We start from the raw sequence: 25,022 nt of genomic DNA, 5'->3' as shown, positions 1-25,022 counted from the left end.
CCAGTGTCGTGATCCTCTTGCCCGGTACCCAGTTTTCCCTAGGCTGGCCGCCATGACCTTGGAATGGGAGCAGGTTGTCGTGGACGCGGCCGATCCGGCGGCTCTGGGCCGCTGGTGGGCCGAGGCGCTGGGATGGGTGGTCGTGGGCGACCTTCCCGACGAGTTCGAGATCCGGCCCGAGAAGGACCGCCTCCCCGGACTCCTCTTCGCACAGGTACCGGAGGGCAAGACGGTCAAGAACCGCCTCCATCCCGACTTCCGGCCGGACGACCAGGAGGCGGAGGTGGCTCGCCTTCTCGCCCTCGGCGCGCGGCACGCGGACGTCGGCCAGGGCGAGCAGCCGTGGGTGACCCTCATGGACCCCGAGGGCAATGAGTTCTGCGTGCTCGGGCCACGCCGGGGCTGACCTCCCGGCCGGCACCCGCATACGTGAGTGAAGCGGCACGATCGAACATACGATGGGCGGGAACCGGCCAGGTGGCCGCACAACCTTGGGTTCACCGTGCCGTGAGTCCGACCTCGGGGTGGGAGACGTATGACACAGGCCGCGGACGCAGCGCGGACCGTCATCTTGACCGTGGACGACGACCCGGGAGTGTCCCGCGCCGTCGCACGGGATCTGCGACGGCGCTACGGCGAGTCGTACCGGATCGTGCGCGCCGAGTCCGGCGAGTCGGCACTTGAGGCACTGCGTGAGCTGAAGCTGCGGGGAGACCTGGTGGCCGTGATCCTGGCGGACTACCGGATGCCGCAGATGAACGGCATCGAGTTCCTGGAACAGGCCCTCGACGTGTATCCGGGCGCCCGGCGGGTGCTGCTGACCGCGTACGCGGACACGAACGCGGCGATCGACGCGATCAACGTCGTGGACCTCGACCACTACCTCCTCAAGCCGTGGGACCCGCCCGAGGAGAAGCTGTACCCGGTCCTGGACGACCTCCTGGAGGCATGGCGGAGCAGCGACTACCGGCCGGTGCCGGCCACCAAGGTGGTCGGACACCGCTGGTCGGCGCGCTCCTCGGACGTACGGGAGTTCCTGGCCCGCAACCAGGTGCCGTACCGCTGGTACTCGGCGGACGAGCCCGAGGGGCAGCGCCTGCTGGCGGCGGCCGGGCAGGACGCGCAGCGGCTGCCGCTGGTCATCACCCCGGACGGCACGGCCCTGGTCGAGCCGGAGGCCCCCGAGCTGGCCGCGCGGGTGGGGCTGGCCACGACGCCCGCGGACGACTTCTACGACCTCGTCGTCATCGGCGGCGGCCCGGCCGGGCTCGGCTCGGCGGTGTACGGGGCCTCCGAGGGGCTGCGGACCGTGCTCGTGGAACGGTCGGCGACCGGCGGGCAGGCCGGGCAGAGCTCACGCATCGAGAACTACCTCGGCTTCCCCGACGGCGTGTCGGGAGCCCAGCTCACCGACCGGGCCCGGCGGCAGGCGACGAAGTTCGGCGCCGAGATCCTCAGCGCGCGCGAGGTGACGGGACTGGAGATCAACGGCGCCTCGCGCATCGTACGGTTCTCGGACGGGTCGGCCATCGCCGCGCACAGCGTGATCCTGGCGACCGGCGTGTCCTACCGTCAGCTCGAGGCGCCCGGCACGACCGACCTGACGGGCTGCGGGGTCTTCTACGGCTCGGCGCTGACCGAGGCGGCCTCCTGCCAGGGCCAGGACGTGTACATCGTCGGCGGCGCCAACTCCGCGGGGCAGGCGGCGATGTACCTGGCCCGGGGCGCCAAGTCGGTGACCCTGCTGGTGCGCGGGGAGTCGCTGACGGCGTCGATGTCGCACTACCTGATCCAGCAGATCGAGGAGTCGCCGAACATCTCGGTGCGCTGCCGCACGGTCGTGGAGGCCGCGCACGGCTCCGGGCGCCTGGAGCAGCTGACGCTGCGCGACGTCGACAGCGGGCGGACCGAACTGGTCGACGCCCAGTGGGTGTTCGTGTTCATCGGCGCGGCCCCGCTGACCGACTGGCTCGACGGCACGGTGCTGCGCGACGAGCGAGGGTTCATCCTGACCGGGCCCGACCTGACCGCCGACGGACGGCCGCCGGCCGGCTGGGAACTGGACCGGCCGCCGTACCACCTGGAGACCAGCATCCCCGGCGTGTTCGTCGCGGGCGACGCCCGTGCCGAGTCCGCGAAGCGGGTCGCGTCCGCCGTCGGAGAGGGAGCCATGGCCGTGATGCTCGTCCACCGGTATCTGGAGCAGTCGTGAGCGGGCAGGTGATGCCGTGCAGCCCGCAGGAGGTCGGCTCGCTGTTCCTGTTCGAGGAGCTGTCCCCCGAGCAGATCGGGAGGCTGTGCAGCGAAGGGCGGATAGAGAGGTTCGAGCCGGGCCCCGTCTACACCGAGGGCGAGCCCGCCACGTGCTTCTACGTCATGATCGAGGGCACGGTCGTGCTCTCCCGCCGGGTCGGCGGCGACGACGTGGAGGTCAACCGGACCTCCCAGCGCGGGGTGTACTCGGGGTCGATGCAGGCGTATCTGGGTGACCGGGTGCAGCAGAGGTACGTCAACTCGATGCGCGTCACGGAACCGACGCGCTTCTTCGTGCTGCCCGCGGACAGGTTCGCGAGCTTCATGAGGGAGTGGTTCCCGATGGCGGTGCATCTGCTGGAGGGGCTGTTCTTCGGGGCGAAGAGCACGCAACGGGCCATCGGGCAGCGCGAACGGCTGCTGGCGCTGGGCTCCTTGTCCGCCGGACTCACCCACGAGCTCAACAACCCGGCGGCGGCGGCCGTCCGGGCGACCGCGACACTGCGCGAGCGCGTGGGCAAGATGCGGCACAAGCTGCGGGTGATCTCCGCGGGCTCGTTCTCGCCGGAGGCTCTGGCGAACCTCATCGACATCCAGGAACGCACGGCCGAACGCGTCGCCAAGGCACCGTCGTTGAGCCCCCTGGAGGCCTCGGACCGCGAGGACGTCCTCACCGACTGGCTCGACGACCACGAGATCCCCGAGGGCTGGCAGATCGCCCCCACCTTCGTCCAGGCCGGGCTCGACACCGACTGGCTGGACCAGGTCGCGGCGGCCGTGGACGAGGACATCCTGCCGAGCGCGATCGGGTGGCTCAACTACACGGTCGAGACCGAGCTGTTGCTGGACGAGATCGAGGACTCCACCACCCGGATCTCCCATCTGGTCGGCGCCGCCAAGCAGTACTCCCAGCTCGACCGGGCCCCGTACCAGGTCGCCGACGTCCACGAACTCCTCGACAGCACCCTGCTGATGCTGTCGGGCAAGATCGGATCACGGATCAAGGTCGTCAAGGAGTACGACCGTGAGGTTCCGCGGATCCCGGCGTACCCGGCGGAACTCAACCAGGTGTGGACGAACCTGATCGACAACGCGGTCCACGCCATCAACGGCACCGGCGGGGAGGGCACGTTGACCGTGCGGACGGCCCTCGACAACGACCGGTTGCTGGTGGAGTTCCGCGACACCGGCCCCGGGATCCCCAAGGACGTCCGCGGCCGGATCTTCGACCCGTTCTTCACCACCAAACCGGTGGGCGAGGGCACCGGGCTCGGCCTGGACATCTCCTGGCGGATCGTCGTCAACAAGCACCACGGCACGCTCCAGGTCGAGTCCGAGCCGGGCGACACCCGTTTCCAGGTCCTTCTCCCGCTCGCCGCCGCGGAGTCCGACACCGCACCCGAGGAGCCGGCATGACCAGCGACAACGCGATCGACGGAGTAGAGCCCGGCGTTCCGCCGAGCGGTGCCGGGTGCGTGGAGTGCGACGCGGCCGGTGGCTGGTGGTTCCATCTGCGGCGCTGTGCCCAGTGCGGCCATGTCGGCTGCTGCGACTCGTCGCCGGGTAAGCACGCCACCGGGCACTTCCGGGAGACCGGTCATCCGCTGGTGCAGAGCTTCGAGCCGGGTGAGGGCTGGTACTGGAACTTCGCGACGAACGAACTGTACGAGGCCGGGCCGGAACTCGCGCCGCCGGCCGGCCATCCCGCCGACCAGCCGGTGCCGGGGCCCGCGGGACGGGTGCCGGCGAACTGGGCGGAGACGTTGCGCTGAGTCCCACCCCTGCTGGGCAGGGGCGTTGTCGGTTCCGCGTGCCAGGATGGATGCGTGTCGCAGACCTCGTTCATCACACCGCTCATCGGCCGGGAAGAAGAACTCTCCCGCCTCTTCGGCCTGCTGGAGCGTGCCCGGGGTGGTGAGGCGCGGGCGGTGCTGATCGCCGGGGACGCCGGTGTCGGCAAGACGCGGATGCTGGACGAGGTGTCAGGGCAGGCCGCCCGGGCCGGGATGACGGTGCTCACCGGGCACTGCGTCGACCTCGGTGACGTCGGTCTGCCGTATCTGCCGTTCACCGAGATCCTGGGGGTGCTCGCGGGCGACGAGCGGTTCGCGGGCGCTCTCGCCGGGCATGCGGTGGTCGACCGGCTGCTGGGCGGCGGCACGGACGCCGTGCGGGACGTGGGTGGACGGCTGCGGCTGTTCGAGGGCATCGCGGGGCTGTTGGCCGACCTCGCGGACATCGCTCCCCTGCTGCTCGTCCTGGAGGACCTGCACTGGGCCGACCAGTCCTCCCGGGACCTGCTGCGGTTCCTGCTCAGCCGGGGCATCCTCCAGCGGGCGGCGGGCGGCTCGCCCACGCACCGGCTGGCGGTGTTGGCCTCCTATCGCGCCGATGACCTGCACCGCCGCCATCCCTTGCGTCCGCTGCTGGCGGAGCTGGTGCGGCTGCCCGCCGTCGAGCGGCTGGAACTGCGGCCCATGGCGGATGCCGAGGTGGCGCGGCTGGTGCGCGCGGTGCAGGACCGTCCGCTGCCGGACGCCACGGTCCGCCGGATCGTCGAACGCGCCGAGGGCAACGCCTTCTACGCGGAGGAGCTGGTCGCGGCCACGGAGACGGACGCCGGCGGGGTTCCCAGCGGTCTCGCCGACGTCCTCCTCATCCGCTTCGAGCAACTGTCCGACACCGCCCAGCAGGTGCTGCGCACGGCCGCGGTCGCCGGGCGCCGCGTCGAGCACGACCTGTTGCGGGAGGCCGTGAGGCTCCCCGAGGACGAGCTGGAGTCGGCGCTGCGCGAGGCCCTGGGGCGGCAGCTGCTGATTCCCGGGGACGGCGACACGTACGCCTTCCGGCACGCCCTGGCCCGCGAGGCGGTGTACGCGGATCTGCTCCCGGGTGAACGGTCCCGGTTGCACGGCGCGTTCGCCCGGCTGCTCGCCGGTCGGGGCCGCCGGGCCGAGAGCGCCGCCGAGCGCGCCCACCACTACCGGGAGAGCCACGACCTGCCCGAGGCGCTCGCCGCCTCGCTGGAGGCCGCGGACCACGCCCAGCGGGTCGGCGCGCCCGCCGAGGAGCTACGGCACCTCGAAGCGGCCCTGAACCTGTGGTCGGCGGTGGAAGCGACGGCACGGCCCACCGGCGAGGGCGTCGACCAGGTGACCCTCACCCTGCGGGCCTCCGCGGCGGCCGCGCACGCCGGTGAGGCACACCGGGCGGTCTCCCTGACCCGCGCCGCGCTCGCCGGCATCGGCCAGGACGCGGACTCCGAGCTGGCCGCCCGGGTGCGGTACACGCTCGCCGGAAACCTGATCACCGTCGACAATCTGACCGCCGCGTTCGCCTACAGCAGCGAGGCGCTCGCCCTGATCCCCGCCGATCCTCCGTCCCGCACCTGGGTGTGGGCGGCGGCCACGCACGTCATGGCGGCGCGTCAGGTCGGTGCGAACGAGACCGCGTTGCGGGTCGCCCGGCAGGCCCTGGCCATCGCCGAGCAACTGGACGTGACGGACGCCCGGGCCGACCTGCTCGTCTCCCTGGCCGGTCTCGAAGGGGGCGGCCGCCGCACCCCGGAGGGCCGGAAGCGGCTGCGGGAGGCCCGGGACCTCGCGCGTGGCTCGGGCAACGCGCCGGTGGAGATGCGCGCCCTGTTCAACCTCGCCGTCGGCTGCTTCGAGTCGGGTGACCTCGACGAGTGTCTGCCGTGGCTGACCGAGGGGCTGGACCGGGCCCGGCGCGCGGGGCTGCTGTCGTCGCCGTATCCGCTGGAGATGCGCTATCTCCGGCTGCTGGTGCTGTACACGCTGGGCCGCTGGGACCAGTGCGCCGGCGCGGCCGCCTCGGACGCCGAGGTGCTGCCGGCGGCCGCGGGATACACCGTCGGCCCCGCCCTGTACGTGGCGCTGGCGCGCGGTGACCTGAAGGCCGTCGACCGCGCCGGCGCCCTGTTGGAGGGGCCGTTCGACTGGATGGGCATGCTCGTCGCGGGCATCGTACTGACCGACGCGGCGGCGCAGCGGGGGCAGCCGGAGGCGGCCGTGGAGCGGATGCGGTCCACCGTCGCGGCCCTCACCGACGACGCGGGCAGCCTTCCGGACGTCACGGTCCGGCTGGCCGCCCTCGCGCTCTCCGCGGTGGCCGACCGGGCCGTCGCGCTCCGCCGCTCCGGGGACGAGGCAGGGGCGCGCGGCTGGGTGGCCACGGCTACCGAACTCCGCGATCTGGCCCGCGTCACGGTTGTACGCGGCGACGGCACACCGCAGGGGCCGGAGGGGCAGGCGTGGCTGGCCCGCGCGGAGGCGGAGTGGGCGCGGGCCGAGTCCGGGCCGGACGTGGCGGCCTGGGCGATGGCGGTCGAGGCGTTCGACTTCGGCGACGTGTACGAGCGGGCGCGCTGCCAGGTGCGCCTCGCGGAGGCCCTGTTGGCGGCCGACCGGCGTGAGGAGGCGGCCGTGCAGGCCCGCGCGGCCCGGGACACGGCCGTCCGTTTCGGTGCGGCCCCGCTGCTCGCGCAGCTGGACTCCCTGATCCGCCGCGGCCGTCTGTCGGACACCCCGTCCGCGGCCGACCGTGCCGCGATCCTGACCGCCCGCGAGCAGGACGTACTGCGGCTCCTGGCCCTCGGCCGCAGCAACCGGCAGATCGGCGAGGAGCTGTTCATCAGCGGCAAGACGGCGAGCGTCCATGTCTCCAACATCCTCGCCAAGCTGGGCGCGGCGAGCCGTACGGAGGCGGTGGCCGTCGCCTACCGGGAGGGCCTGATCACTCCGGAGCCGAGTGGATCGGGCCGCGGACCCTCTTCCTGAGCTACGGCAGCGGGTCGGCGCAGTCCAGGCTCCTGAGGTCGACGGCGTCGGCCATCGCCTGCATCCCCTTGTCGTTGGGGTGGAGGTGGTCGCCGCCGTCGAAGGCGGAGTGGATGCGCTCGGGGTCGGAGGGGCTGCGGAGGATGCGGTCGAAGTCGGTGACGGTGTCGAACTCGCCGCTCGTGCGGATGAAGTCGTTGACGTCCCGGCGTACGGCCTCGGCGTCCGGGTCCCATTCGGACCAGCCCTTGAAGGGGCCGACGGTGGCCGCGGCGACGCATTTGCCGGCCGCATGCACCCGGTCGACGATCTCGCGGTAGCCCTCGATCAGGTCGTCCGCGGTGACGCCCGTGTGGGCCTTGATGTCGTTGACGCCCTCGAAGAGGAACACGGTGCGCAGGCCGGGCTGGGAGAGCACGTCCCGGTCCAGCCGGTTCAGGGCGCTGTGTCCGGCACCGTCGGCGAGGACCTTGTTGCCGGCGATGCCCTCGTTGGCGACGCCCTTGACGGAGGTGTCCGCCCGTTGGAGGCGGCGGGCGAGGTGGTCGGGCCAGCGGCGGTTCCGGTCCCTGGTGGACTGCCAGCCGTCGGTGACGGAGTCGCCGAGGGCGACGACGGCTCCGGTGCCCGCCCCGGCCCGTACGGACACCGCGTCCAGGTAGAACCACGAACCGCTGGTCTGCGTCCAGTTCGCGGCGCTCTCCTCGACGGTGTGGTCGCCCCGGGTGGCGTAGGACGTCTGCATGGCCATCCAGTGCCCGGTCGCCGGGCCCGCCGCGTCGGAGGTGTGGATGCTGACGACCAGGTTGCTCTCGGCGGGCAGCCTGCCCGGCAGCGGGTCGCTCAGCACGGTCTCGCCGGCGGGGACGGTGACCGAGCGAGCCCGGCCGAAGGTCAGCCTCCGGTTGCTGCCGCGGACGAGTTCGGCGCCCTCCTTCTGGAGGCCGGCGTACACGCTGCCGAAGGTCACCGGCCGGTCCCCGAAGGCGTTGGAGAGCCGGATCCGCGGATCGCGGCCCCCGACGCTGGTGTGCACGACCAGCCGGTAGCCGCGGTCGGCGGCGGCCTCGCCGAAGCGGTCGGCACTCGCTGCCCAGGTGACCGTCCCGGCCGGGACGTCGAAGACCTTGGCCGGCGTGGACGCGGACTGGCAGGCGGAGGCCAGCAGCAGGACGACGGCTGCGCGGCCCGCACGCGCGAGGCGGCCCGTCACCGTGTGAGGTCCTTCCAACGCTACGGACTCCCCCGGCTTCAGACTCACGGTCCAGACCTTGTCACCGTACGCCACGTGTCCGCCTCCCAGAACTCGCACGCGGTCAGGACGGCTTCGGGACGTCCATGCGGTCGATGTCGGGGCGTAGCCCGTACCGCTGTCGAAGGTGACCGAGTTGCTGCCCGCCTTCAGCGTGACCGGAGGGACCAGGACAGTTGGAGGTGGATCGGGCGGCCGGTGCCGGCGATCGCCTTGTTCCAGGCGGCCACGTCGGCAACGTTGTCGTACTGGTCGCCGCTCTTGCCGGAACCGGGGCCGACGCCGACGCCGTCGAGCTTGAGGAAGTCGTAGCCCCAGCCGGCGAGCAGCTGTGCCTGGGAGTCGGTGTACTTCTGGGTGCAGGGTTGGGAGAAGTCGAGCTTGTACGAGCTGTCCCAGCCGTTGGTGGTGCGCAGGTCGCCGTAGACGATGTCGGCGGTCGTGCAGCCGTCGGCGTTCCAGATCGGCACCTGGCCGGCGCCGTACGCCTCCTTCTCCAGCCCGGCGGGCAGGTAGATGCCGGCCTTGAGGCCCTTGGCTCTGTCCTCGCCTTCGAGGGCGTTCCCGTGTGGTCGCGGGAGCTGGAAGGCGTGTGCGACGAGGAGTACGAACTCGACTGCCCGGCATGCGGAGGCGGGCTCTTCGTGGCCTTCGGCTCGTACGGGACCTTCGCCGCGGCCGGTGACTACGTCGGCCGCGGCGCCGTGGGCGAGGAGGGGCGGGCCGAGCTCGCACCGGCGGACCCGGACCGGCTGGAGGGCGTCGGGGCCCGGCTGCACCGGGCGGCGGTCGGGGCGGGCCGGACGCAGGTCGCCCGGGCGCTGACGTATGTGTTCGGCGAGGGCCGATGCCCGTCCTGCGATGTCGTGTTCTCCGTGCGCGAGCAGGTGGAGCAGCGGTGAACCAGACCCGAAATAGCCGGTTTCGGGCGATTCGGCAGCGATACTGCGCGCATCCGCATCGCGCAGTGATCACCGAGTGACCACGTGACCAACCCTGTGGTTGCTGTGTCGATGTGACTCTCCGACAGGAACAGGAGTGCAGTCGCATGGCATCAGCAACAGCGCGCAGGGGCACGGTGGCGGGGGCGGTTCTCTTGTCGCTCCTGGCGGTTCCCGCGCATGCCGCACCCCGGGAATCGACGGCCTCCGAGGCCGGCACCAGCTCGGCCGGCGCCCTGCCGAAACCCGATCTCACCGGCCTGGGGAGCGTCCTGCGCACCGCCCTGAAGCAGGGAGCTCCCGGCGCGATGGCGCGGATCGACAGCGGCGGCAGCAACGGCGGCGGCACGGTACGCCTGGCCGCCGCGGGTGTCGCCGACCGGAAGACCGGGCGGACCATCGACGACGGGGACCGCTTCCGCATCGGCAGTGTCACCAAGATCTTCACCGCGACGGTGCTGCTGCAACTGGTCGACGAGAAGAAGCTCACGCTCGACTCCCCGGTCAACCGCCATCTGCCGGGGCTGCTGCCCGACAGCCGGATCACCGTCCGGCACCTACTGAGCCATCGCAGCGGACTGTACGACTACACGAACGAGATGTTCGCGAGGACGGTCCCGGGATTCGAGGCGGTCCGCACGAAGGTCTTCACCCCCCGCCAGTTGGTGGACCGGTCGCTGCGCCGGCCGCGGACCAACGCGCCGGGTGCCGTCCACTCCTACTCCAACACCAACTTCGTCATCGCGGGGATGCTGGTCGAGAAACTGACCGGCCACAAAGTGGGCACCGAGTACCGGAACCGGATCATCACGCCCCTGCAGCTGCGGGACACCTTCTACGTGCACCCCGCCACGAGGATCCCGGGCCGCCACGCGCGCGGGTACCTCGCCCCGGACCAGACGGGCGGCGCGCTGGTCGACGCCACCAGACAGACCGCGTCCTGGGCGCAGAGCGCGGGCGCCCTCATCTCCAGCACCCGGGACCTCAACACCTTCCTCACCGCACTGCTCGGCGGCCGGCTGACCTCGGCCGCGCAGCTGGCGCAGATGAAGCGGTGGGTGCCGGCGGGCAGCAATCAGGCGTACGGGCTCGGGCTGCGCCGCCGCACCCTGTCGTGCGGTGTGTCCGTGTACGGCCACACGGGTGCCGTCCAGGGCTACTACACGTACGCCTTCACCACGAAGCACGGCGGGCGCAGCCTCAGCGCACTCGCCAACACGTCCAACAACGGCACGGTCCTCAACACGATGCTGGGCACGCTGGAGTCCGCGTTCTGCGGCAAGCGGAGCAGGGCGACGCGTGGATCCGCCACGCCGGTCGAACGGCACGAGGACATCGCCCCGGGGATCGGCCTGGACTGACCGCCGGCCGGGCGGGCGGGAACGCCCGTGCGCTGACGCACGTTGTCCGGACAGCCCCCAGGGGTCCCGGACGACGACAGCGGAGCGGCACGATGAGCGAACTGGACCCCGGGGGCAATCTGCCCCTCCCGGACGGTGCCGTGACCGTCCGGGTCCCCGGCCCGTTCGACGTGTCCGCGCTCATCACGGACGACGACGGCAAGGTCCGGGGTGACGACGACTTCGTCTTCTACAACCAGCCGTCCGCTGCGGGCGCCCGCCTGCACGGCGACACGCTGACCGTCGATCCGCCGGGTCTGCGGGCCGGCGCCACCCGGGTCACGGTGGTGGTCAGCGCCGCCGATCCCGCCACTCCCCTGGGCCGGCTGCCCGCCCCCACCCTGCACGTCACCGGCGCGGGCGGCCGCCCGCTCGCCCGGTTCGCCCCGCCACGCCCGCGCCAGGAGACCGTCCTGCTCCTCGCGGAGATCTACCGGCGCGGCGACGGCTGGAAGGTTCGAGCCCTGGGGCAGGGCTACGCCGACGGCCTGGCCGGTCTGGCCCGCGACTTCGGGGTGGACGTCGCCGACGACCCACAGCCGTCCCCGCCGGGCCCGTCGACGTTCGCCCCGTCGACGACCCGCCCGGCGCCCGGCGCGCCACCCCTCGCCCGCCCGGCACCCCGCGTCCCCTCTCCGGCCCGCCCGGCCCGCCCGGCACCGCCGCCACCCGGCCCCGAGTCCGACGGCTTCCTCGGCCTGGTCAACTCCGCCCGTTCCGCCGTCGGTTCGCCGCCGGTCTCCCTCGACGCCCGCCTCGCCGCCGCGGCACGCGCCCACGCGGCCGCCATGGCCTCGGCCGGGCGGCTCGGCGTTCAGGGCGCGGACGGTGTCTCCGTCCACCAGCGCGTCACCGCGGCCGGATACGCGTACGTCACGATCGGCGAGCACCTGGTCTCCGGGCCACGCACCCCCGCCGAGTTCGTGGCGTACTGCCTGCGTACCGAACAGCCCCGGCGGACCGTGCACGACCCGGCGTTCACCCACGCCGGCCTGGCGTACGTCACCGACGCCCGCTCCGGTGACACGTACTGGACCGCGCTGTGGGCGAGGCCCCTCACGCCCGCCGAGCTGGCGCGTGCGCAGGCCGAGGTCGTCACGCTCACCAACCGGGAGCGCGCCCGGGCCGGGTTGGCGCCCCTCGCGGTGGATCCGCTGCTGGCCGCCGCCGCGCAGGCGTACAGCGCGGACATGGCGGCCCGCGCCTTCTACTCCCACACCTCACCCGAGGGCACCCAGCCCTGGGACCGGGCCGCCGCCGCGGGCTCCACACGGCGTTCGATCGGCGAGAACATCGCCTGCGGCCAGCGCTCTGCGGCCGAGGTCGTGGAGGGCTGGATGAACAGCCCGGGGCACCGGGCCAACATCCTCAAGCCCGCCTTCACCCACCTCGGGATCGGCTTCGCGGGCGGCGGCCCGGCGGGCACGTACTGGACACAGCTGTTCGGCGCGTGAGGAGGACGTCCCGAGGCATCACTTGCCCAGGCAGCCGCACCCGGGACAGCCGTACCGAAAGCGCCCCCGTCCGCGATCTTGGCGGAAGGTGTTCCTCCGGGACAGGATGCCTGCATGAAGGGTGATCTGTTTTCCAGCGAGCACATGGTGCAGCCGGCCGCCGCGCCGGGCATGACGGTCGAGAACTCCAAGTGCGTCAAGTACGCGGTGAACGGCGAGATGCTCGCCCGCCAGGGCGCGATGATCGCCTACCGCGGCAGTCTCCAGTTCGAGCGCAAGGGCCAGGGCGTGGGCGGCATGCTCAAGCGCGCGGTCACCGGTGAGGGGCTGCCCCTCATGGCGGTGCGCGGGCAGGGCGAGGCCTGGTTCGCGCACGAGGCGCAGAACTGCTTCGTCGTCGAGATCGACCCCGGCGACGAGTTCACCGTCAACGGCCGCAACGTCCTGTGCTTCGACGCCTCGTTGTCGTACCGGATCGCCACCGTCAAGGGCGCCGGCATGACCGGCGGCGGCCTGTTCAACAGCGTGTTCAGCGGGCAGGGCAAGCTGGGCCTGGTGTGCGACGGCGATCCGCTGGTCATTCCGGTCTCGCCGCAGTACCCGGTGTACGTCGACACGGACGCCATCGTCGGCTGGACGGCAGGGCTGACCACCTCGCTGCACCGTTCACAGTCCATCGGGTCGATGCTGCGCGGCGGCTCCGGCGAGGCCGTGCAGCTGATGCTCCAGGGTCAGGGGCATGTCGTCGTCCGGCCGAGCGAGGCCACGCCCCAGAAGCCCCAGCAGCACTGAGGCCTCGTGAGGTGATCTGCGCCTCACGGGCAACCCGTTCGGCTCCGCCCGCGTCTTGATCGGCGACAGACCAAGCCCCGGCCTTCGGGCCGGGGCTGATTTCCGCCGCACTATACACACTGCGTATACACGCGATTTATACACGCGCTGAATAGCAGCTGGGTGTACGGACCGAAAGGCATGCATGTACGGCAAGGCATTCGCCCCGGAGTACCAGGGCGCCCTCACCACCCTGTCCGTGAACTCCTCACTCACCGACGTACTGGCCGCCGGCACCGAGCAGTTGAGGGCCGCCGAGCGGGCCGGGCAGCACGGGGAGGCGGCACGCTCCGGGCTCGCGGTCGCCGAGGCGCACCGCCGGCTCGGTCGGATCGGGGAGGCGGACCGGGCGTGGAAGGCGAGCTACCGGGCGGCCCGGTCGGCCGGGGACCTCGCGGCGATGGCGTGGGCGCTGTGGAGCGGCGGCACACTGGCCCGACAACGCGGCGCCCTGGCCCTGGCCCGACGACTTCTGGAGCTCGCGGCCGAACTCGGTGAGCGCGGCGAAGACATCGTCGTCCGCGGCTACTCCCTGGCGGGCCTGGCCGAGACCGGCCGTATCCAGGGTGACTACGAGGCCGTCGGCAGGCTGCACGAGCAGCTGCTCGCCGAGGCCCGCCGACGCGGCGAGGCACGGCACACGGTGTGGGCGCTGGAGGGCATCGCGCAGATGCACCGCAACACCGGTGCGTACGACACGGCGTACGCGATGTTCGAGGAGGCGGCCGGGATCGCCGCGCGCGCCGACGACCGGCGGGGGCACGCCTGGGCGCTGCGCGGGCTCGCCGACGTCGTCTCCGTGCGCGACGGCGACACCGGGCGGGCGCTCGCCCTGCTGTCCGAGGCGGAGACGACGTGCCGCACGATGAAGCTGTCCAGCGCGCTGGCGTACAACCACAAGATGCGCGGCAACGTCCTGTACCGCGCCGGGCGTTACGCCGAGGCCCGTGACCTGTACGAGCAGGCTTTGGCGGAGTTCCGCGCCATGAGCGAGCCGCGCGGGGAGGCGCTGGCCCGGCTCGGACTGGCCAAGTCCCTGGCCCGGCTCGGCCGCGACCGCGCCGAGACCGCAGCCGAACTGGCGGACCTGACCCGTGTGTTGGAACGGATCGGATTGCGGCACGCGCGGGAGATGGTGGCGCGGGCGCAGGACGAGTTCGGCCTGCGGGCCGGGGCCGTACGGTGACGGCACTGACGTCGGCCGTAGCCGCGCCCGAAGTCCTGGACCGCTGCCGCGCGTTGGTGCGGCCCGCGTTGCGGGACGCCGTCGGACGGATGCATCCGTGGGTCGGTGAGATGGCCGCGTACTCCTTCGGCTGGTGCGAGGTGGGCGGCGGGCCCGCCGTCGCGTCCGGCGGCAAGGGGGTGCGGCAGGCGCTCGCCGTCCTGGGGGCCGAGGCGGCCGGTGCGTCGGGGCGGACGGGGGTGCCCGCGGCGGTCGCGGTGGAGCTGGTGCACGCCTTCTCCCTGTTGCACGACGACATCATGGACGGGGACGCGGCCCGGCGCCGCCGCCCGACCGTGTGGAAGGCGTACGGCACCGGTCCGGCGGTCCTCGCGGGTGACGCGCTGTTCGCCCTGGCCGTCGAGACGCTCGCCGCGACGCCGACGGCCGGCCCCGCGGCCCTGCGTCTGCTGTCCGGAGCGCTGGGCGACCTGGTGCGCGGGCAGGCCGACGACCTGTTGTTCGCCTCGCGTCCGTGGACGGGGCGGCGCCGGGTGCGGCCGGACGCGTACCGCACGATGGCCGAACACAAGACCGGCGCGCTGCTGGGCTGCGCCGCCGCGCTGGGCGCCCTGCTCGGCGGAGCGCCGGCCGCCACGGTCACCGCCCTCGACCGGGCGGGGCGGCACCTCGGGGTCGCTTTCCAGATCGTCGACGACGTGTTGGGGATCTGGGGAGATCCGGCCGTCACCGGCAAGCCCGTCCACGGCGATCTGCGGGAGCGGAAGAAGACGTTCCCGGTACTGGCGGCGCTCGACGCGCCAGGCCCCGCGACGGGACGGCTCGTCGCCCTCCTGGAATCCGCCGAGGAGCCCGGGGAAGCGGCCGCGCTGGTCGACGAGGCGGGCGGCCGGGCCGCGGCGCTGGCCGAGGCGCGCCGCCAGGTCACCGCCGTGGACTCGGCCCTCGCCGACGTGCCGATCACGCAGGGCGCAGCCGCCGACCTGCGGTCTCTGCTGGGTTTCCTCGTACGGCGCGACCTCTGATTCCGAGTTGACCCGCGCCGCGCCGCACGCCAGGGTGCGAGGCGGCGTGGATCATCGCCCCGCGCCGGGAGGATGACTGACTTGATCGGGATCACGGAGATCGAGAACGCGGCTGAGCGGATCGCCGGACACGTCGTACGCACCCCGACGGTGCCGAGCCCCGGCCTGTCCACGCTCCTCGGTGTCCCCGTCACGGCGAAGCTCGAACTGCTCCAGCGCACCGGCTCCTTCAAGGTGCGCGGGGCGACGGCCAAGCTGCTGTCGCTGAGCGGGGCCGAGCGGACCGCCGGGGTCGTGGCGGTCAGCGGCGGCAACCACGGGATCGCCCTCGCGGTCATGGCGGCGGCCCTCGACGTGAAGGCGACGGTGGTCATGCCGCGTTCGGCGCCCGCCCGTTCGTTCGAGATCGTGCGGGAGGCGGGCGCGTCGGTGCGGCTGACCGACGACATGGACGGCGCGTTCTCGCTCGTGACCCGGCTGCGGGACGAGGGGCTGACCTTGGTGCACCCCTTCGACGACCCCGTGGTGATCGCCGGACAGGGCACCGTCGGACTGGAGTTCGCCGAGGATGCCGGTGAGCTCACCGACGTGCTCGTGAGTGTCGGGGGCGGCGGACTGGTCGCCGGTGTCGCGGCCGCGTTGCGTGCCCGCCGTCCGGGCCTGCGGATCTGGGGTGTGGAGACCGAGGGTGCCGAGTCCATGTCCCGGGCACTGGCGGCGGGCGGCCCGGTACCGGTACCGCTGTCGTCGATCGTCTCCACGCTGAGCGCGCCCTCCGTGTCACAACTGACCTACGACCAGGTGTCCGCCCTGGTCCCCGAGGTGCTCGTGGTCCCCGACCGGGAGGCCGTGCGGGGCTCGCTCGAACTCGCCGACCACGCCAAGGTGTGGGCCGAACCAGCCTCCGGCTGTCTGCTCCCCGCGGCCCGGCAGGTCCTGGAGCGGGTCGGCGAGGGAGCCCGGCTGGGCATGGTGGTGTGCGGGGGCAACACGACGACCGGTGACGTGATGGCCTGGTCGGAACGGTTCGGTCTGCGCTGAGACAGGTCAACTCCGGCCACTCGACGGACAGTTCCTACTGACCTCTCGTACAGCTCGTGAACAAAAGAAAAGAGACGCCGTTCCGTTGAGGATTCATTGAACACATCGCGCCGCGAGCGCCGTACCTGTGTGAAAGGTGAGAGCCAGGGGTTCAGCGAGGGATGACATGGTCAAGGCGCACGTCTCCGCACAAGAGTTGGTCGCCGGAAGGTACCGGCTGTTGGAGGTCCTCCACCGCGAGACCAACCGCATCTGCTGGTACGGCGAGGACATCCAGGTCGAACGGCCCTGTCTGCTCACCCAGATCGGGCTGCCGGCCGACCCGGACGGGGACAGCGCACGCCGGGCCACCGCTCGGGTCATCCGGATGTCGGAGACCATGGGGCTGCTGTGCCCGGGCCGGGTCGCCCCGGTCGTCGACGCCGTCGTGGAGGCCGACACCCTGTGGACCGTCACCGAGTGCATCGACGGCATCCCCTTGGGGGAACTCGTCGGCCGGCAGGGCACCTTCAGCTACCTGCGCGCGGCGCGCATCGGCCTGGAACTGCTCGACGTGCTGGAGGCGGCGCACGGCGAGGGCATCACGCACGGCGAACTCAGCCCCGGCCAGGTGTTCGTACGGGAGGGAGGCGCCATCGTCGTCACCGGCTTCGGCCTGGCCGGCGCGACCCTCGCACCCCGGGTCACCGTGCCGTCGTACGCCTCCCCCGAGCAGGCCCGTGACGAGCGGATCGGGCCGGCCGCCGACCTGTGGGCGCTGGGCGCGATCCTCTACACGATGATCGAGGGCCGTCCGCCCTACCGGGACCGGGACCGGCCCGAGAGCACCCTGAAGGGCGTGGACCGGCTGCCGCTGCGTTCGCCGTTGCGGGCCGGACCGCTCACGCAGACCGTGCAGGGGCTGCTGCGCAAGACCTCCCAGGAACGGCTGACCCGCCCGGTGGTCCGCGAGGCGCTCACCCGGGTGCTCAACGAGGACCCGGACATGGCCGTGAGTTCCATGTCCAGGCCGAGGCTGCGCGGGATGTACGCGGCGGGGACGGGGTGGAGCAGACGGACCATGGTCGCCGGCACCGCACTGGCCGTCGTCGCGGTCGCCGTCGCCGTCCTCGCCGTGACCCGCCAGCTGCCGGGCACCAGTACCTCCGCGAGCGACTCGCCGCCGAGTCCGTTCCCGTCCGCCTCCGCCGTCGCGCCCGGCAGCGGAGGAGGCGCGCAGACGTCCGGCCCGCCGGCGACTCCGTCCCCCTCACCACCGACACCGACACCCACTCCGACCGCGACGCCCACGCCCACGCCCGAATCGACACCGCCGGGCAACGCGCTGCCCCCCGGATACAGCCTGTACCACTCCCCCGAGGGCTTCTCCGTCGCTCTCCCCGAGGGCTGGAAGCCGCTGAACACCACGCGCCAGTCGGATCTGGCGTACCGAGTGGTCCTCGGTGCGAAGGGCGACCCGCGCACGCTCGCCGTCACCTACAGCGAGCGCGTGGGCGAGGACGCCGTGGCCGTCTGGCGGGACGACGTGGAGCCGGACCTCAAGACGTCGGGCGACTACCGGCGGATCGGCGAGATCCGCGCGACGACGTACCAGGGGCGCGAGGCCGCCGACATGGAGTGGCTGGCCGATGTCGACGGCACCCGCGTGCGCACGTTCGGCCGCGGCCTTCTCATCGGAGACGGCCACGGCTACTCGCTGCGCTGGACGACCCCGGCCGCGGACTGGAACGAGAACGCGAACAAGGAGGCGCTGGAGACCTTCCTGAAGACCTTCCGGCAGCCCTCAGACTGACCCGCGCGGAGCCCTCATCGCACGCAGGCGCCGTCCTTGCAGCGGCTCCGTGCGCCACCGCGCCGTGCAGGTCCGGTCCGCGAGCGAGCACGTCACCACGAGACGGTGCGGCGTCTCCAGGAAGGCCACGTCGACGACCAGGGTGTCCGGGTCGGTCCATCCCCCGCTGACCGCGACGGGGACCGGCCCCTCGGTGACGGTCCAACCACCCTGCCCGAGCGGCAGTTCCAGCCGGTGACCGTCCTCGACGAGCGTCAGGCGCCAGCCGTCCCCGTCCGCCGAGACCTGAGCCTCGGTCAGCGCGCCCACGGTCTCGCGCGCGACGTCGTCCGGGGCGAACGCGGCACCGGACCAGGCCTCCACCCGGTCCGGCGGTGCCTGCCTGCCCGGGGCGGACGGCAGTTCCAGCCGGGTCAGCCGCTCGGCCAGGGCCGCGTCCTCGTCCTGCCGGCCGGACAACGGTCCGGGAGAGAAGGCGGGCAGCAGATGCTCCCAGGCCAGGTTCAGGACCTCCTGCATGTCCTCGCTCGCCGAGGTCATCGCCACCACCACGTCGTACTTGGGCAGCACCAGGCAGTACTGCCCGTACGCCCCGTCGCCGCGGTAGCCGTGCCGGGACGTCCAGAACTGGAAGCCGTAGCCCTGCTGCCAGTCCGACAGTGCGCCCTCCGGCGTGCCGTCGGCGTTCGCCACGTGCACCCGGCTCGCCTCGGCCGCCCACCCCTCGGGCAGCAGCCGCTGGCCCTCCCACATGCCGCCCCGCAGGTACAGCTGACCGAGGCGGGCGATCGCGTCGGTGGTGGCGTGCAGACCGCTGAAGCCCAGTTCGCGGCCCGCCCCGTCCCGCGTCCACGCCACCTCGCCGATGCCCAGCGGATCCAGCAGCCGCGGCCGCAGGTAGGCGCTCACCGACTGGCCGGTGACCCGCTCGATGATCGCGGCCAGCGTGTACGTGGTGGGCTGGTTGTAGGCGAAGACGGTCCCCGGATCCCGGTCCGGCGGCAGCAGCAGGAAGCCGCGGACCAACTCCTCCGGGTCGAGCGCGCGGGCCCGTTCCCAGGTCTCGTCGAGGTGACCGCTGGACATGGACGCCACATGCCGTACGAGCATCGCGCGGCTGCGCGGGTCGGTGATGTCGGCGTCGAGCTCCGGGAAGTACGAGATCACCGGATCGTCCAGCCCGATCAGCCCCTCGGCCACCGCGAACCCCGCGGCCGTCGCCGTGAAGCTCTTGCTGAGGGAGTACAGGAGGTGGAGACGATCGGGGGTGTACGGCGCCCACCAGCCGGACGCCACCACATGATCGTGCCGCAGGATCATCAGGCTGTGCGGCTCGATGCCCGGTGCGGCCTCGACGGCGTCGAGGAAGGCGTGGACACCCGACGCGTCGACACCCTGGGCGGCAGGGGTGCTCGTGGGCAAGGGGCGGACAGGCAGACGGCGCGTACTCATACCGGCATCCTCTCCCGATCCCCGGCCGTCATCGAGAGGCCCCATCGGCCCGTTTCCCCCGCCCCTCACAGGGGACCCGGCTCTTATGGTGCAAATCGGATACACGATGATGACCGAGCAGGCCGGCCCCCGTGAGCTCGTCGACCACGTGGTACGGGCCGAGGAGGTGGGTTACGACTTCTCGGTGACCTCGGACCACTACTTCCCGTGGCTGCGCTCACAGGGTCACTCCCCGTACGCGTGGAGTGTGCTGGGCGCGGCCGCCCAGGCGACCTCACGCATCCCCTTGATGACGTACGTCACCTGTCCCACCGTCCGGTACCACCCGGCGGTCGTCGCGCAGAAGGCGGCGACGATGCAACTGCTGTCGGAGGGCCGGTTCCGGCTGGGTCTCGGTTCGGGCGAGAACCTCAACGAACACGTGGTCGGCGGCGGTTGGCCGGCCGTCGACGTACGGCACGAGATGCTCGAAGAAGCGGTGGAGATCATCCGCGCGCTCTTCAAGGGCGGCCATGTGAACCATCGGGGGACGCATTTCGACGTCGAGTCGGCCCGGCTGTGGGATCTGCCCGACCAGCCGCCGCCGATCGGCGTCGCCGTCTCCGGCGAGCGGTCCTGCTCCCTCGCGGGCCGGCTGGCCGACCTGGTCATCGCCACCGAGCCCAAGGCGGGGCTCCTCGACGCCTTCGACCAGCACGGCGGCGCCGGCAAGCCGCGCGTGGGCCAACTGCCGGTCTGCTACGACCCCGACCGGGACACGGCGGTCAAGCGCGCCCACGCCCAGTTCCGCTGGTTCGGCAACGGCTGGAAGGTCAACTCCGAGCTGCCGCACCCCGATGCCTTCGAGTCGGCCACGCAGTTCGTCAAGCCCGACGACGTCGCCGCCTCCATCCCGTGCGGCGACGACCCGGAGGACTTCGTCGAGGCGGTACGGCCGTACGCCGAGGCCGGTTTCACCGAGATCGCGCTGGTGCAGATCGGCGGGGACTCGCAGCCCGCGTATCTCGACTGGGCGGAGAAGACCCTGCTGCCGGCGCTGCACGACGCGTTCGACTGAGCGGGCCCGGGCCGCCCCGGCGGCGCCCGCGGGTGCCATAGGCTTCCGCCTGCACCGTGTGCGGTCCGACCAGCCTGCCCAGGAGAATGACCCGTGACCCTTGCGATCGTCCCGTCCGAGACGTCCCCCGTGCCCCTGTCCGACCTCGTGGCGCGGGACGCGCGCGAGTTCGGCGTCTACGCGCGGACGGGAGGCTGGGCCTTCGGTCTGATGGTGGCGCGCAGCGTCCGGCCCGGCGGCCAGGGCGCGGACGAGACACCGAAGGTGTCGGCGAAGGAGTTCGCCGAACTCGCGGGCTGCTCGCCCGAGCGCGTCATGCGCTACTACAAGGCGTGGGACCGGGCCGCCGACGACGGCCTCGTCCCGCATTTCGAGGCGCTGGCACCGGGTCAGGAGGTGGAACTGCCGGACGCGGACGTGTGGCTCGGCTACTACGTCTCCCGCAGCAGTGCGACCTCCGAGCGCGGTACGGCCATCGCGGAGGCCGCCGAGGCCGAGGGCATCCGCCCCACCAAGGCGCTGGAGGTCGCCGAGAACCCGACCGCGCTGCGGGCCGCGATCCTAGCCGACCCCTCCACCGCCCGCGCGGCCCGCAGCGCACTCCTCGACCGGATGCGGGAAGACCCCGAACTGCAGGCCGAGTTGGCGCGTGACGTCGTCCGCACCGACGACCTCAAGAAGGCCGTCGCCACCGAGAGCCGGTCCGCCGACCGGATCGGTTACGTGCGCCAGATCGCCGAGTCCGGGCAGGTCAAGACCCCCGCCGGCCAGACCATCGACGCGCCCGTCGACCTGCGCCAGGAGGCCGAGCGGCATCTGTCCCTCCTGGACGAACTGGAGGAGGACGAGGACACCGGCGAGTGGGCGACCGAGGCGTACGACACCATGAAGTCGCTCGTCGTCGAGGCCGTGGAGGCCGACCCCGAACTGCGCGTCCAGGAACGGCGGACGAAGTTCTACAGCAGCCTGCAGAAGGCCACCCGGGTGTTCGAGGAACTCACCTTCGACGATGCCCAGGACTTCTACGAGGACGACATGGTCCAGCGGCTGGAGGATCTCCAGAACGCCATCGCCACTGCCATCACGGCCCTTCGCGGGGCGCGGGGGAATCACCCGGAAGGCTGAGCATCTTGTGCGGGACGGGGGTACTAGAGGGCTCTACGACTGTTCCTTTCGGAGGCCCCCTCGTGAACTCCTTCGTGCACAAGACCCTCGTCGTGCAGCTCCAGACGGGCGGCACGGAGCGTTTCCCCGTGCTCGCCCATCTGAGCTACGACGCGGCGGACCCGTTCGCCGTCACCGTGGTGTTCAGCCATGACGGCCGGGTCCTGGCGCGGTGGCGGCTGGACCGGGAGATGCTCATGGCCGGACTGAGCCGCCCGGTCGGGGTGGGCGACGTCCGCATGGGTCCCGTCTCGACCGGGGTGTGGGAGGAGCTGTGCATGGAGTTCCTCGGCGACGCCCGGCCCGACGGGGGCCGCCAGCGTGCGGTGGTCTTCGCGTGGGCTCCGGCCATCGCGACCTTCCTGCGGGAGACCCGCGAGGTCGTGGCGCCGGGACGGGAAGAGGTCCGGATCGACGACTTCCTGCAGGAGGTCATCGCGGGCGGCTGACCCGTGCGCCCGAGTCGGCCGGTGCCGCTCGGGCGCACGGGTGGGCCGGCGTCACTGCGTCGTGTTGCGCCGCCGGGTCAGCAGCGGTACGACGAACCAGCACACCAAGTACCAGGCGACCACGCCCGCGACCAGCCAGGGGACGTACCCGTCGTGGGTCGCGACCCGCAGGATCAGCAGGAGCGCGGCCGTCATGGTGGCGAGCAGCAGCACCAGGCCGACGAACGTCAGCCGGGAGGCCGCCTCGACCGCCTGCGGTTTGACCCTGCGCCCGGACACCAGGCGGTGCAGGGAGACCGGGCCGATGAGCGCGCCGGTGGCGGCGGCGCCCAGGACGACGGTCACGATGTAGATGGTCTTGTCGGTGTCCGTCAGGTCCGCGTACTTCGGGGTGAACACGACGGTGAGCAGGAAGCCGAACAGGATCTGCACGCCCGTCTGGGCGACCCTGACTTCCTGGATGAGTTCCGCCCACTTCCTGTCGGCTCTTTCCTCCTCGGTCTCGTTGCGTCCCGTCTTGTGCCTGGCTGCTTCGCCTTCGGTGGCCGACAAGCTTCCTCCCCGCCGATCGAACCGCGCTACGTCCTGAGCACCGTGTTCCCTGTTTCGCGCGTTTCTGACCGACCGTCCGCCTGTGGCGGTATCGAGAGAAACGGGACGTGACGGAACGTGTTTGCGATGGAGTCGAACGGCAATGCGGATCCCATGACGGAATCGGACAAGGACACGAGCAAGAAGACAGCAACCGCTTCGGCCGCCGCCTCCAAGGCCCGGCAGACCGCGGACAAGGCGACGGCCCCGGCCACGGGGACCGCCCGGGCCGCGGCCACGAAGACCGACGAGGCGGCGTCGGCCGCGAAGGTCGGCGCGCAGCGCGCGGCCGACGCGACGAGCGCGGCCGCACACACCGCGGCCAAGAGCGTCGAAGTGAGCCGCCAGGCGATCGTCTCGGCGTCGGGACAGGTCGCGGCCGGCGCGAAGACGGCATGGACGGTGCTCAGCCACCGCAAGCTGGTCGCCGCGGGTGTCGGCGCCGGCCTGACCGCGCTGGGCGCCGCGTCCTTCGCGGCGGGCCGCCGGGCGGAGCGCCACACCTACGGTCCGGTCACCCGCCTGACCGGCGGCCGCATCTGAGCCGCGGCACCTGTGAGGCAGCGGCCCCCTCCGAGGGGCCGCTGCCCTTGAGTGCGGCTCTCCCTGGGGGCTCTGCCGTTGGCACGGCTCCCCCTGGGGGCCGCTGTCCTGGGAGCCGGCCCCCTTGAGGCCGCCGCCCTCAGGGGCGGCTCCTTCTGAGGAGCCGCCCCTCTCAAGGGCCCCCTTGAGGCCGCCTCCTACGAGCCGCGGCTCCCTCGTAGGGACCGGTTCTCTCCGAAGGGTGGCCTTCTCTCAGCGTCGGTGGCCGGTGCGACAGGGGCTGTTTCAGCGATCACCGGGCGGTTACACGGAGCACGAGCGGCCCGTGGACGCGCGGTGCACCCGCATCAGCCGTCCCGTCCGCCCCCGACGCCGACCATTCGAGGAGTCCCGTTGACCACGCCCGGCACCGAACTCACTGTCACACTCTCCGGCGGCAGCGCCGACGACGCGCAGAAGGTCGTACGCGCCCTGGAGCCCGCTTTCGGCGCCCCCGACGAGCTGCCGACCGACACGAACGCCACGGTCCACACGGCCACGTTCGCCGCCGGCGGGGCAGGGCCCTCTCAGGGGAGCGCCGGACATCTGTCCGCGCCGGTCACGGTCACCGTGCAGGGCACGCCGGAAGCCGTCGAGAAGGCGAGCGACACCCTGGCCCGCGCCTTCTCCGCGCAGGACCAGGGAGTCTCGTCGGGCGACCAGGAGCGGGAACGCCAGCTGCTCCTCACACCCTGACCGGTACGGGGGCCGGGGACCTACCAGCGGCCTTCCACCTGGTCCTTGATCCGCCGGTCGTACAGTTCGCGGATCGCGGTGAGCGTCGCCTCCGGCAGCTCGGGCAGCTTCGCGGCGGCCGCGTTGGCGCGGGCCTGCTCGGGCGAGCGGGCGCCGGGGATCACGCTGGTCACGCCGGGCTGCTGCACGATCCAGCGCAGCGCCAGCTGGGCCGCGGTGTACCCCTCGGGGGCGAGCGCGGCGAACTCGGCGGCCGCCTCGACGCCGGTCGCGTAGTCCACGCCGGAGAAGGTCTCGCCCTGGTCGAAGGACTCGCCGTGCCGGTTGTAGGTGCGGTGGTCGTTCTCGGGGAAGACGGTGTCCTTGGTGTACTTGCCGGACAGCAGACCCGAGGCGAGCGGGACGCGGGCGATGATGCCGACGCCGGCCTCCCGGGCCGCGGGCAGCACCTCGACGAGGGGCTTCATGCGGAACGGGTTCAGGATGATCTGGACGCTGGCCACGCCCGGCCGGGCGATCGCGGTCAGCGCCTCCTGGCAGGTCTCGACGCTGACGCCGTAGGCGGCGACACGCTCCTCCTCGACCAGGGTGTCCAGGGCGTCGAACACCTCGTCCGTGGAGTAGACGGGCGTGGGCGGGCAGTGCAGCTGGACCAGGTCGATGCGGTCGACGCCGAGGTTGCGCCGGGAACGGTCGTTCCACGCCCGGAAGTTGTCCAGGACGTAGTTCTCCGGGATCTGGTCGACGCGGCGGCCCATCTTCGTCGCGACCAGCACGTGCAGGTCGGGCCGGCCGCTCAGGAAGGCGGCGATGGTCTGCTCGCTGCGCCCGTCGCCGTACACGTCGGCCGTGTCGAAGAAGGTGACCCCGGACTCTGCCGCCGCCTCCAGAACCGTGAGGGCTTCCTTGTCGTCGACGTCTCCCCAGTCCGCACCGAGCTGCCAGGTGCCGAGACCGATGACGGATGCGTGCTGTTGCGACCTGCCGAATGTGCGCTCGTCCATGGCGTCAGTCTGTCACCCGCGGCCACCCGTGCGGAACCGGCCGCTCCGGCCCG

22 protein-coding genes and 1 pseudogene are annotated in these 25,022 nt (G+C 72.3%); 18 read left to right on the top strand and 5 right to left on the bottom strand.

Annotated elements, in window-relative coordinates:
• Positions 1-52: 52 nt before the first annotated feature.
• From KUM49_RS44880 to KUM49_RS44860, 5 genes are all read left to right on the top strand, one after another.
• Positions 53-406: a VOC family protein gene (locus KUM49_RS44880; RefSeq protein ID WP_217242736.1), complete on the top strand. Its 354-nt coding sequence runs from the start codon at positions 53-55 to the stop codon at positions 404-406.
• A 129-nt stretch (positions 407-535) separates the two neighbouring features.
• Positions 536-2,212 (top strand): FAD-dependent oxidoreductase, encoded by a 1,677-nt coding sequence (locus tag KUM49_RS44875; RefSeq protein ID WP_217242735.1) that lies wholly within the window; start codon positions 536-538, stop codon positions 2,210-2,212.
• A complete protein-coding gene (locus KUM49_RS50115) occupies positions 2,209-3,669 on the top strand; it encodes an ATP-binding protein (protein ID WP_217242734.1) in 1,461 nt (486 codons plus the stop codon). Before KUM49_RS44875 ends, KUM49_RS50115 begins: the two co-directional genes overlap by 4 nt.
• Positions 3,666-4,025: a UBP-type zinc finger domain-containing protein gene (locus KUM49_RS44865; RefSeq protein WP_217242733.1), complete on the top strand. Its 360-nt coding sequence runs from the start codon at positions 3,666-3,668 to the stop codon at positions 4,023-4,025. The genes KUM49_RS50115 and KUM49_RS44865 overlap by 4 nt, the downstream gene beginning before the upstream one ends.
• Before the next feature lie 54 nt (positions 4,026-4,079).
• On the top strand, positions 4,080-7,052 hold the full coding sequence (locus KUM49_RS44860; RefSeq protein ID WP_217242732.1) for a helix-turn-helix transcriptional regulator: 2,973 nt from the start codon (positions 4,080-4,082) through the stop codon (positions 7,050-7,052).
• Between the two features lies 1 nt (position 7,053).
• On the opposite strand, the gene KUM49_RS44855 is transcribed toward KUM49_RS44860, so the two are convergent.
• Positions 7,054-8,265: an SGNH/GDSL hydrolase family protein gene (locus KUM49_RS44855; RefSeq protein ID WP_217242731.1), complete on the bottom strand. Its 1,212-nt coding sequence runs from the start codon at positions 8,263-8,265 to the stop codon at positions 7,054-7,056.
• 200 nt (positions 8,266-8,465) lie between these two features.
• Positions 8,466-8,846 (bottom strand): annotated as a pseudogene (locus KUM49_RS44850) (carbohydrate-binding protein); the annotation flags it as partial.
• A 24-nt stretch (positions 8,847-8,870) separates the two neighbouring features.
• Here KUM49_RS44850 and KUM49_RS44845 point away from each other — a divergent pair.
• The 8 genes from KUM49_RS44845 to KUM49_RS44810 all read left to right on the top strand — a co-directional run bounded on the left by KUM49_RS44845 (position 8,871) and on the right by KUM49_RS44810 (position 17,974).
• Positions 8,871-9,206, top strand: a complete 336-nt coding sequence (locus tag KUM49_RS44845; RefSeq protein ID WP_217242797.1) for a hypothetical protein — start codon at positions 8,871-8,873, stop codon at positions 9,204-9,206.
• 146 nt (positions 9,207-9,352) lie between these two features.
• The gene (locus KUM49_RS44840; RefSeq protein ID WP_217242730.1) at positions 9,353-10,606 is read left to right on the top strand and encodes a serine hydrolase; all 1,254 of its coding nucleotides are present in this window, start codon (positions 9,353-9,355) and stop codon (positions 10,604-10,606) included.
• Between the two features lie 92 nt (positions 10,607-10,698).
• The gene (locus KUM49_RS44835; RefSeq protein ID WP_217242729.1) at positions 10,699-12,099 is read left to right on the top strand and encodes a CAP domain-containing protein; all 1,401 of its coding nucleotides are present in this window, start codon (positions 10,699-10,701) and stop codon (positions 12,097-12,099) included.
• A gap of 114 nt (positions 12,100-12,213) precedes the next feature.
• Entirely contained in the window at positions 12,214-12,891 is a 678-nt protein-coding gene (locus KUM49_RS44830) for an AIM24 family protein (protein ID WP_217242728.1), read from the top strand.
• Positions 12,892-13,075: 184 nt separating this feature from the next.
• The gene (locus tag KUM49_RS44825) at positions 13,076-14,116 is read left to right on the top strand and encodes a tetratricopeptide repeat protein (protein ID WP_217242727.1); all 1,041 of its coding nucleotides are present in this window, start codon (positions 13,076-13,078) and stop codon (positions 14,114-14,116) included.
• Complete coding sequence (locus KUM49_RS44820) at positions 14,113-15,141, top strand: polyprenyl synthetase family protein (protein WP_217242726.1); 1,029 nt, start codon at positions 14,113-14,115, stop codon at positions 15,139-15,141. The genes KUM49_RS44825 and KUM49_RS44820 overlap by 4 nt, the downstream gene beginning before the upstream one ends.
• Before the next feature lie 81 nt (positions 15,142-15,222).
• The gene (locus tag KUM49_RS44815) at positions 15,223-16,182 is read left to right on the top strand and encodes a threonine/serine dehydratase (protein WP_217242725.1); all 960 of its coding nucleotides are present in this window, start codon (positions 15,223-15,225) and stop codon (positions 16,180-16,182) included.
• A 166-nt stretch (positions 16,183-16,348) separates the two neighbouring features.
• The gene (locus KUM49_RS44810; protein WP_217242724.1) at positions 16,349-17,974 is read left to right on the top strand and encodes a serine/threonine-protein kinase; all 1,626 of its coding nucleotides are present in this window, start codon (positions 16,349-16,351) and stop codon (positions 17,972-17,974) included.
• Here the strand turns inward: KUM49_RS44810 and KUM49_RS44805 are convergent.
• Positions 17,966-19,426 carry a serine hydrolase gene (locus KUM49_RS44805; RefSeq protein WP_254402715.1) on the bottom strand — a complete coding sequence of 487 codons (1,461 nt, stop codon included), beginning with the start codon at positions 19,424-19,426 and terminating at the stop codon, positions 17,966-17,968. The two genes, KUM49_RS44810 and KUM49_RS44805, sit on opposite strands and share 9 nt — an antisense overlap.
• An 85-nt stretch (positions 19,427-19,511) precedes the next feature.
• Here KUM49_RS44805 and KUM49_RS44800 point away from each other — a divergent pair, with 85 nt between their 5' ends.
• The 3 genes from KUM49_RS44800 to KUM49_RS44790 all read left to right on the top strand — a co-directional run bounded on the left by KUM49_RS44800 (position 19,512) and on the right by KUM49_RS44790 (position 22,096).
• Complete coding sequence (locus tag KUM49_RS44800) at positions 19,512-20,483, top strand: LLM class F420-dependent oxidoreductase (protein ID WP_217242723.1); 972 nt, start codon at positions 19,512-19,514, stop codon at positions 20,481-20,483.
• Between the two features lie 93 nt (positions 20,484-20,576).
• On the top strand, positions 20,577-21,608 hold the full coding sequence (locus tag KUM49_RS44795; RefSeq protein WP_217242722.1) for a hypothetical protein: 1,032 nt from the start codon (positions 20,577-20,579) through the stop codon (positions 21,606-21,608).
• A gap of 62 nt (positions 21,609-21,670) precedes the next feature.
• Positions 21,671-22,096: an SsgA family sporulation/cell division regulator gene (locus KUM49_RS44790; RefSeq protein WP_217242721.1), complete on the top strand. Its 426-nt coding sequence runs from the start codon at positions 21,671-21,673 to the stop codon at positions 22,094-22,096.
• A gap of 51 nt (positions 22,097-22,147) precedes the next feature.
• On the opposite strand, the gene KUM49_RS44785 is transcribed toward KUM49_RS44790, so the two are convergent.
• On the bottom strand, positions 22,148-22,648 hold the full coding sequence (locus tag KUM49_RS44785; protein WP_217242720.1) for a DUF6328 family protein: 501 nt from the start codon (positions 22,646-22,648) through the stop codon (positions 22,148-22,150).
• A 153-nt stretch (positions 22,649-22,801) separates the two neighbouring features.
• Between KUM49_RS44785 and KUM49_RS44780 the strand changes: the two genes are divergently transcribed.
• Together KUM49_RS44780 and KUM49_RS44775 are read left to right on the top strand one after the other, a co-directional pair.
• Positions 22,802-23,230 carry a hypothetical protein gene (locus tag KUM49_RS44780; RefSeq protein ID WP_217242719.1) on the top strand — a complete coding sequence of 143 codons (429 nt, stop codon included), beginning with the start codon at positions 22,802-22,804 and terminating at the stop codon, positions 23,228-23,230.
• A gap of 393 nt (positions 23,231-23,623) precedes the next feature.
• Positions 23,624-23,965, top strand: a complete 342-nt coding sequence (locus tag KUM49_RS44775) for a hypothetical protein (RefSeq protein WP_217242718.1) — start codon at positions 23,624-23,626, stop codon at positions 23,963-23,965.
• Between the two features lie 20 nt (positions 23,966-23,985).
• On the opposite strand, the gene KUM49_RS44770 is transcribed toward KUM49_RS44775, so the two are convergent.
• Complete coding sequence (locus KUM49_RS44770; protein WP_217242717.1) at positions 23,986-24,969, bottom strand: aldo/keto reductase; 984 nt, start codon at positions 24,967-24,969, stop codon at positions 23,986-23,988.
• Between the last annotated feature and the right edge of the window lie 53 nt (positions 24,970-25,022).

The organism is Streptomyces sp. AC555_RSS877, assembly GCF_019049245.1.
Classification (GTDB): Bacteria; Actinomycetota; Actinomycetes; order Streptomycetales; family Streptomycetaceae; genus Streptomyces.
The sequence above is the reverse complement of the archived record's forward strand: the minus strand, read 5'-3'. Positions and strand labels throughout refer to the sequence as shown.